The sequence below is a fragment of the Enterobacter sp. EC_50 genome, assembly GCF_019584525.1.
Lineage (GTDB): Bacteria > Pseudomonadota > Gammaproteobacteria > Enterobacterales > Enterobacteriaceae > Enterobacter > Enterobacter roggenkampii.
Genome location: NZ_VDAF01000006.1, coordinates 191,780 through 200,277, shown reverse-complemented (window position 1 = coordinate 200,277; position 8,498 = coordinate 191,780). Strand labels below are relative to the sequence as shown.

The following is an 8,498-nucleotide window of genomic DNA, read 5'->3' as shown; positions in this document are numbered from 1 at the left end:
GCCTGGCGGCTTTAGCGCGGTGGTCCCACCTGACCCCATGCCGAACTCAGAAGTGAAACGCCGTAGCGCCGATGGTAGTGTGGGGTCTCCCCATGTGAGAGTAGGGAACTGCCAGACATCAAATAAGTGAGAAGGCCATCCGAAAGGATGGCCTTTTTGCGTTATGATTCTCGTGAAAACGGTAGGCCCGGTAAGCGCAGCGCCACCGGGCAAAAAGATCTGATTAATGAATCACCTGCGACAGGAATGCTCGCGTACGTTCTGACTTCGGATGCGCAAAGAACTCATCTGGCGGCGCCTGCTCAACAATCTCTCCACGATCCATAAAGATCACCCGGTCAGCCACTGTTCGCGCGAACCCCATTTCATGCGTGACGCACAGCATGGTCATGCCGGATTGTGCCAGTCCAATCATTGTATCCAGAACCTCCTTCACCATTTCCGGATCGAGGGCTGATGTCGGTTCATCAAACAGCATAATTTTCGGTTTCATACACAGTGAACGGGCGATAGCCACACGCTGCTGCTGTCCACCCGATATCTGACCAGGAAACTTATTGGCATGCTCTGCGATACGTACACGCTCCAGATAGTGCATTGCCAACGCCTCGGCTTCCTTTTTCGGCATCTTTCGTACCCAAATCGGTGCGAGCGTACAGTTCTGCAAAACGGTCAGGTGCGGAAAAAGATTAAAGTGCTGAAATACCATTCCCACTTCCTGACGCACGCGTTCGATATTGCGGATATCTTCATTCAGCTCGATACCATCAACCACGATGCGTCCTTGCTGATGCTCTTCAAGGTGGTTAATACAGCGAATGGTTGTGGATTTCCCGGAGCCGGACGGGCCGCACAGGACGATGCGCTCTCCCTGCTTGACCTTGAGATTAATATCCTTCAGGACATGAAACTGTCCGTACCATTTGTTCACGTCTTCCAGCGTAATCATCGCGTCGGCGGGTGTCATAGTTATTTGGCTCATATTTTCCTCAGTGCGGTGTACGCCCGGTGTTAAAGCGCTTTTCCAGATGCTGGCTGTAGCGCGACATGCTAAAACAAAAGATCCAGTAGATCAGGGCAGCAAAGACATATCCTTCGGTGGACATGCCCAGCCAGACAGGGTCAACGGTAGCCTGTTGCACGCTGCTAAAGAGATCGAACAATCCGATGATGATCACCAGGCTGGTATCCTTGAAGAGGGCAATGATCGTGTTGACCAGGCCCGGAATGACCAGCTTGAGTGCCTGGGGAAGAATGACCAGCCCCTGGGTTTTCCAGTAGCCGAGCGCCAGTGATTCCGCCGCTTCGTACTGGCCTTTAGGCAACGCCTGCAGACCACCGCGCACCACTTCAGCGACATAGGCGGACTGGAAGAGAATCACCCCGACCAGGGCACGGATCAGTTTGTCGATCGTTGTTCCTTCTGCCATAAATAGCGGCAGCATGACCGATGACATAAACAGAACGGTGATAAGCGGTACGCCGCGCCAGAACTCAATGAAGATAACGGAGAGCACGCGAACGATCGGCATTTTTGAACGCCGTCCGAGGGCAAGTAAAATCCCCCACGGCAGGGCACCGGCTATCCCCACTGACGCGATAATCAACGTCAGCGTCAGCCCACCCCATTGGCGTGTTTCAACGCGTTCCAGCCCCAGAAAACCGCCATAGAGCAGCACCCAGACAATAATCGGATAAACCACCGCCCAGACGGCAATATAGCGTCCACGGTGAGGCAGCTTTTTCCAGAACATGACTGCGACAGAGAGCAGACCGATAACCAGCGCCAGATTAATCCGCCAGCGCTGTTCATGCGGATACAATCCATACATGAACTGACCGAAACGTTCATGAATAAACACCCAGCAGGCACCTGCTTTTGTACAATCAGCTCGGGTTGAACCGACCCAGTTGGCCTGTAAAAACGCCCAGTTCAGCAGGGGAGGAATCAATTCCCACATGAGCCACAGGCAGACAATCGTCAGCAGGCTATTACTCCAGCTGGAGAACAGATTCTTTCGCGCCCAGAGAATGAAACGTCCACCTGTCGAGTTGGCAGGGCGCGAGGCGTGCGACAGTATTGCTTTTGTCATCATAGATCCTTAGCGCTCGACCAGTGCTATACGACGGTTATAGAGGTTCATCAGCAGTGAAATTACCAGGCTGATGATGAGATAGACAGACATGGTGATGGCGATGGTTTCAATGGCTTGTCCGGTCTGGTTAAGCACGGTTCCGGCGAAGAGTGACACCATATCCGGATAACCAATAGCGGCGGCCAGCGACGAGTTTTTGACGATGTTAAGATACTGGCTGGTCAGAGGCGGAATGATGACCCGCAACGCCTGCGGAATAATGACCTGGCGAAGCGTCACCGTATGCGGTAATCCTAATGAGCGTGCCGCTTCGTGTTGCCCGTGCGGGACGGCCTGGATCCCGGCACGAATAATCTCAGCGATAAAGGCTGAGGTATAAATCGATAGCGCCAATGTCAGGGCCGCCAGTTCAGGAATTAACACCATTCCCCCCTGGAAGTTAAAGCCTCGCAGATGGGGAACATCCCAGTGCAACGCGGCGCCAAACAGCCAGTGTGCCACTAGCGGCAGGCTAACGATCAGGATGACTGCGGTGGGCCAGGTTCTACGAAGCTGACCGGTTTTGATCTGATGCTTGCGGTTAAAACGGAATACCCCAGCGGAGAGGGCAAGCGCTATCACAATCGCGCCGATGAAAGCGTACAGTCCTTCGCCCGGCTGAGGAGAAGGAATGGACAACCCACGGTTACTCAGGAAAAACAGCTCAAACGCGTCGACGGCCTGACGGGGACCAGGAAGGTTACGCAGTACGGCGAAATACCAGAAGAAGATCTGCAGCAGCGGGGGGATATTGCGGAACGTCTCGATATAAACCGTCGACAGCTTCCGCAGGAGCCAGTTTTCAGAAAGACGCGCCAGGCCAATAAAGAAGCCCAGTATCGACGCGAAGACGATACAAAGCGCCGATACCAGCAGCGTATTCAGTAAACCGACCACGAATACGCGTCCGTACGTGTCACCTTCCTGGTAATCAATAAGATGCTGAACAATGCCAAAGCCCGCGCTGCGATCCAAAAACGCAAAACCGGAGGTAATGCCGCGATTGTTCAGGTTGGTGATGGTGTTATGGATGAGATACACGGCGATGAGAACAACCGCAACAATAGCAATAATCTGGAATAGCCAGGCGCGGACCGCGGGATGAGAAAAGGATAGCGATCCTTTTACGGCTGAGCGGCGATGGGACATAAAGAAACCTCAGTAACCATGACTCTGGAGTGGGCACTGCATGAGCAGTGCCCGTTACAGCTATGACTTAACGTACTGGTGGCGCGTACTGAATACCGCCGTTGTTCCAGAGATTGTTCTGGCCGCGTTTGATCTTCAGCGGGCTTTCCGATCCTACGTTGCGTTCAAAGATCTCAGAGTAGTTGCCCACCTGTTTGATGATGTTGTAGGCCCACTTGTTATCCAGCTTCAGATCCTTGCCGAAATCGCCTTCTTTACCCAGCAGGTGCGCCATATCCGGGTTAGATGGGTTAGCCGCTTTCTCATCCACGTTTTTCGAGTTGATGCCCATCTCTTCTGCGTTCAGCATGGCAAACAGCGTCCAGCGAACAATAGAGAACCAGTCTTCATCGCCGCGACGAACGACAGGGCCGAGAGGTTCTTTGGAGATCACTTCAGGCAGGACAATCCACTCTGCCGGATTGCTCAGCTTAATGCGTAAGGCATACAGCTGTGACTGGTCAGAGGCCAGCGTGTCGCAACGGCCGGATTCCAGCGCTTTAGCCGACTCATCCGAGCGGTCAAATGTCACTGGCGTGTATTTCATGTTATTTGCTTTGAAATAATCGGCGACGTTCAGCTCGGTATCGGTGCCCGCCTGAATACAAACGGTCGCACCATCCAGCTCTTTGGCGCTTTTCAGGCCTGCTTTATTGTGGGTCAGGAAGCCGATCCCGTCATAATAGGTCACGCCCGTAAATGACATCCCCATACCCGCGTCGCGGGAGGAGGTCCAGGTGGTATTACGGGAGAGCATGTCAACCTCGCCGGACTGCAGTGCCGTAAAGCGTTCTTTCGCCGTCAGCGGGGTATATTTTACCTTGCTGTCATCGCCAAAAACGGCGGCGGCAACACCGCGGCAGACATCTACATCAATACCGGTAAATTTGCCGTTCGCATCGGCATAAGAGAAGCCAGGCAAACCGTCACTGATACCACATTGAACAAAACCTTTCTTTTTAACGGCATCCAGTGTCGTTCCCGCATGGGCTTGACCGGCTACGGCAAACATCATGCCTGCAGCGGCCAGGCTGGCTATCATCGTCTTTTTCATAATGCTTCCTGTGTGGCGAAATTTATCGTTATAGAGGCGTTTTTAAACGCTTTACCTGTCTGTGGCTTTGGCCAACGTTTATAAAGCAAACGTAATGCCAGTTTTGCGTTCGGCAAAATAAGAGATGAGTGAACGCTTAATGCTGAGTGTAGACAGGCTTAAATAAAACGAGCGCCCTGAAACGGTGCGAAATTACAACCTGTGCCACAAATTGGAGCAAAAGTTTTGAGGCGCGCCAGAAAAAAGAAGAGATAGTTTCCAGAGTGAATATTGGCAGGATATTCAATAATATTAATGTGTGAAAATCATCACAATAGAACAGGTAATTTAAAAAAGTGTACGAAAAAGATGTGACTGGCTTCAGGCTGAAGTGAAAGGTACGAATAAATACGGGGCTATTTTTTTACTTCTTTGAAAATAGTGCACTGATTAAAAGCAAAAGCGCGGCCAGAGCCGCGCTTTCTTAACTGATGTTACTTCGTCAGGGCAACAATACCCAGCGTCAAGCCCGCCACTGCGGCAGCGCCGCCAGCGATCGCACCTGCTGTTTCCCAGTTGTCCTGGGTGGTGCCTTTCATACAGGTATTGGTATGAACCAGTCGGCCCTGGTCGTCGTAAACCGGTACACATGGAGAGTCGTGCGCGCAACCAGCAAGCAGCGCAGCGAGTAGTGCAACGGAAATGAATCTTTTCATGATGTTACCTCAGTATTATTTCTCGTCCGCTATAAAGCCAGGAGGGCAATTAACGAACTGGAGGTTATTTTACCACCGGGGTAAGTCCGCGTTACACGAGGAATAATCTCAAATTATGTAGTTTGTAAAAATCGTGGAGAAAAATCGATTTCCGGATGAATTAATGGAGACATTATGAAGGGGTAAGAGAGTGTTTTTACTTAATGCAAATCACTGTATTTTTAACATGGCTTTTGCTTAATGCCTAATTCATTGTTTATGTTAAAAATAAAAAAGGCACCAGAGGTGCCTTTTTAGGGAAATGTTAATCTTTATGGCGGGTAAAGCGTCGACGAACAACCACAAAGAAGACGGGCACGAAGAAAATCGCCAGAAGCGTTGCGGAAAGCATTCCCCCCATCACACCCGTACCGACGGCGTTTTGCGCACCGCTCCCGGCTCCGGTACTGATCACCAGCGGCATGACGCCAAGGATAAAGGCCAGGGAGGTCATCAGGATCGGTCGAAGGCGCATCCTTGACGCTTCAAGCGTAGCTTCAATGATGCCTTTACCTTCTTTCTCCATCAGGTCTTTAGCAAATTCGACGATCAGGATGGCGTTTTTCGCCGACAGACCAATTGTGGTCAGCAGGCCGACCTGGAAATAGACGTCATTGTTTAACCCGCGCAGCGAGGCTGCGAGAAGGGCCCCGATGACCCCCAACGGCACAACCAGCATAACGGAGAACGGAATGGACCAGCTTTCATACAGCGCTGCCAGACACAGGAACACCACGATCAGTGAAATGGCGTACAGTGCAGGCGCCTGGTTACCTGAAAGTCGCTCCTGGTAAGACATTCCCGTCCAGTCATAACCGATGCCGGAAGGCAATTTTGCCGCGAGGCTTTCCATCATAGCCATGGCCTCACCGGTACTTTTACCCGGGGCTGATTCGCCGAGGATCTCCATCGAAGGCATTCCGTTGTAGCGCTCCAGACGGGGTGAACCATAAACCCAGTGAGCGTTGCTAAAGGCTGAGAACGGCACCATTTCCCCGTTCGCGCTGCGCACATAAAGGTTGTTAATATCCCCTGGCAACATACGGAATTTCGCGTCGGCCTGTACATAGACTTTTTTCACGCGGCCATGATCGATAAAGTCATTCACATAGGTGCCCCCTAAGGCCGTCGAAATCGTCTGGTTGACGTCAGAAAGACTGACGCCCAGCGCCTGTGCTTTCTCCTGATCGACATCCAGCTTAAACTGAGGCGTATCTTCAAGACCGTTAGGACGCACGCGCACCAGCAGATCAGGGTGCTCTTTCACCATGCCGAGCAGTTGGTTACGCGCCTGCGTCAGCTGGGTATGCCCCAGGTTTGCCTGATCGATAAGTTCAAAGTCGAAGCCCGTTGCGGTACCTAACTCAATAATAGCGGGCAGGTTAAACGGGAATACAAGGCCGTCTTTAATCTGACTGAAAGCTTTTGTCGCGCGACCCACAATGGCTTCAACGCCATTTTCCGGCCCAGGACGCTCTTCCCAGGGCTTCAGGCTGATGAAGGCAATACCGGAGTTCTGACCCTGGCCGCTAAAGCTAAAGCCGTTTACAGTAAAGACGGATTCAACATTTGCTTTCTCTTTGTTCAGGTAGTAGTCCTGAACCTGGTCGAGAACCTGCTGAGTACGCGTCTGGGTTGCCCCCGCCGGGAGCTGAACCATTGTCATAAACACCCCCTGATCCTCTTCGGGGAGGAAGGAGGTCGGTAAGCGCAGGAAGAGCACCGCCATTCCACCGACAATAATGACGTACACCAACAGATAGCGTCCGGTCTTGCGCAAGATACCGCTCACGCTGTTACTGTAGTGCTCAACGCTCTTATCAAAGAGCGCATTAAACCAGCCGAAGAAGCCACCTTTTTTCTCATGATGATCGGCTGAAACAGGCTTAAGCAACGTTGCACAGAGCGCTGGCGTCAGGATTAGCGCAACCAGTACTGACAATGCCATAGCGGAAACGATAGTTAGCGAGAACTGGCGATAGATCGCCCCCGTCGAGCCGCCAAAAAAGGCCATCGGGATAAAGACCGCCGAGAGCACCATGGCGATCCCCACCAGTGCCCCCTGGATCTGTCCCATCGATTTCTGCGTAGCCTCTTTCGGCGGCAGCTTGTCCTCGACCATGACGCGTTCAACGTTCTCAACGACCACGATAGCGTCATCAACCAGCAGACCTATCGCCAGCACCATGCCGAACATTGTCAGGGTATTGATGGAGAAACCGAACGCCGCCAGAACCGCGAAGGTACCCAGCAGAACGACCGGAACCGCGATAGTCGGGATGAGCGTTGCCCGCAGGTTTTGCAGGAACAGGTACATAACCAGGAAGACGAGAATAATCGCTTCAAACAGGGTCTTCACCACTTCGTGGATGGAGATTTTCACAAACGGTGTGGTGTCATAGGGGTAGACGACTTTTAGCCCCTGCGGGAAGAACGGCTGCAGTTGTGCCAGCTTGCTCTTGATAGCTGCCGCTGTATCCAGCGCATTTGCCCCTGTTGCCAGCTTAATCCCCAGGCCAGTTGCCGCCTGCCCGTTGATTTTTGTCACCATGTTGTAGTTTTCGCCACCCAGCTCAATGCGAGCCACATCCTTCAGATGCACCATCGAGCCGTCCTGGTTCACCTTGAGCGTCACACGGCCAAACTCTTCCGGTGATTTCAGGCGGGTTTGCGCGATGATCGAGGCATTCAGCTGCTGTCCTGGGATGGATGGCGTCCCGCCCAACTGGCCTGCCGCTATCTGGTCGTTCTGCGTTTTCAGCTGGTTGATAATATCCAGCGGCGTCAGCTGGTATTTGTTCATCGCATTGCTGTCGAGCCAGATACGCATCGCATATTGGGCACCGAACAGCTGCACGTCACCGACACCAGACGTTCGGCTGATGGCATCTTTGACGTTCGAGGCAACATAGTCGGAGATGTCATTCTGCGTGAGGTTTTTGTTGTCTGAAACAAAACCGGCGACCAGCAGGAAGCTACTGCTGGACTTCTCAACGCCAATCCCTTGCTGCTGCACCTCTTGCGGCAGCAGCGGCATGGCGAGCTGAAGCTTGTTCTGCACCTGCACCTGGGCGATGTCCGGATCGGTTCCGGACTCGAAGGTCAGGGTGATGGTGACGTTACCCGCTGAATCGCTGGTGGAGGACATATACATCAGGTTATCGATACCGTTCATGTTCTGCTCGATAACCTGGGTCACGGTATCCTGCACCGTTTGAGCATCTGCTCCCGGGTAGGTCGCGGATATCGCCACGGCGGGAGGCGCAATGGTCGGATACTGTGCGACGGGAAGTTTGAGAATGGCTAGCCCACCAGCAATCATCAAAATGATGGCAAGTACCCAGGCGAAAACCGGTCTCTGAATAAAGAAATTAGCCATGTCGTCGT

At 52.6% G+C, this 8,498-nt stretch carries 6 protein-coding genes and 1 rRNA gene; 1 reads left to right on the top strand and 6 read right to left on the bottom strand.

Translation table 11 applies throughout. The annotated features are described in order from the left end of the window. Nucleotide 1 precedes the first annotated feature (1 nt). Nucleotides 2-117 (top strand): 5S ribosomal RNA (gene rrf, locus FHC48_RS07530). A gap of 106 nt (nt 118-223) precedes the next feature. Here rrf and FHC48_RS07525 read toward each other — a convergent pair. The 6 genes from FHC48_RS07525 to FHC48_RS07500 form a co-directional block, all read right to left on the bottom strand. Further along, nucleotides 224-982 (bottom strand): amino acid ABC transporter ATP-binding protein, encoded by a 759-nt coding sequence (locus FHC48_RS07525; RefSeq protein ID WP_008502871.1) that lies wholly within the window; start codon nt 980-982, stop codon nt 224-226. 7 nt (nt 983-989) lie between these two features. Beyond that, nucleotides 990-2,093, bottom strand: coding sequence for an amino acid ABC transporter permease (locus FHC48_RS07520; RefSeq protein ID WP_023326203.1), 1,104 nt, complete (start codon nt 2,091-2,093; stop codon nt 990-992). Nucleotides 2,094-2,102: 9 nt separating this feature from the next. Continuing rightward, complete coding sequence (locus FHC48_RS07515) at nt 2,103-3,284, bottom strand: amino acid ABC transporter permease (RefSeq protein ID WP_008502869.1); 1,182 nt, start codon at nt 3,282-3,284, stop codon at nt 2,103-2,105. Between the two features lie 67 nt (nt 3,285-3,351). Then, nucleotides 3,352-4,377 carry an amino acid ABC transporter substrate-binding protein gene (locus tag FHC48_RS07510; RefSeq protein WP_021242295.1) on the bottom strand — a complete coding sequence of 342 codons (1,026 nt, stop codon included), beginning with the start codon at nt 4,375-4,377 and terminating at the stop codon, nt 3,352-3,354. Nucleotides 4,378-4,850: 473 nt separating this feature from the next. Continuing rightward, nucleotides 4,851-5,072 (bottom strand): lipoprotein, encoded by a 222-nt coding sequence (locus tag FHC48_RS07505; protein ID WP_008502867.1) that lies wholly within the window; start codon nt 5,070-5,072, stop codon nt 4,851-4,853. Nucleotides 5,073-5,376: 304 nt separating this feature from the next. Then, nucleotides 5,377-8,490, bottom strand: a complete 3,114-nt coding sequence (locus FHC48_RS07500; protein WP_193148813.1) for an efflux RND transporter permease subunit — start codon at nt 8,488-8,490, stop codon at nt 5,377-5,379. Between the last annotated feature and the right edge of the window lie 8 nt (nt 8,491-8,498).

What these genes read in the sequence shown, in the direction of transcription:
- FHC48_RS07505 (WP_008502867.1), bottom strand. Translation starts at nt 5,072, where the DNA reads ATGAAAAGATTCATTTCCGTTGCACTACTCGCTGCGCTGCTTGCTGGT.
- FHC48_RS07515 (WP_008502869.1), bottom strand. Translation starts at nt 3,284, where the DNA reads ATGTCCCATCGCCGCTCAGCCGTAAAAGGATCGCTATCCTTTTCTCAT.
- FHC48_RS07520 (WP_023326203.1), bottom strand. Translation starts at nt 2,093, where the DNA reads ATGACAAAAGCAATACTGTCGCACGCCTCGCGCCCTGCCAACTCGACA.
- FHC48_RS07510 (WP_021242295.1), bottom strand. Translation starts at nt 4,377, where the DNA reads ATGAAAAAGACGATGATAGCCAGCCTGGCCGCTGCAGGCATGATGTTT.
- FHC48_RS07525 (WP_008502871.1), bottom strand. Translation starts at nt 982, where the DNA reads ATGAGCCAAATAACTATGACACCCGCCGACGCGATGATTACGCTGGAA.
- FHC48_RS07500 (WP_193148813.1), bottom strand. Translation starts at nt 8,490, where the DNA reads ATGGCTAATTTCTTTATTCAGAGACCGGTTTTCGCCTGGGTACTTGCC.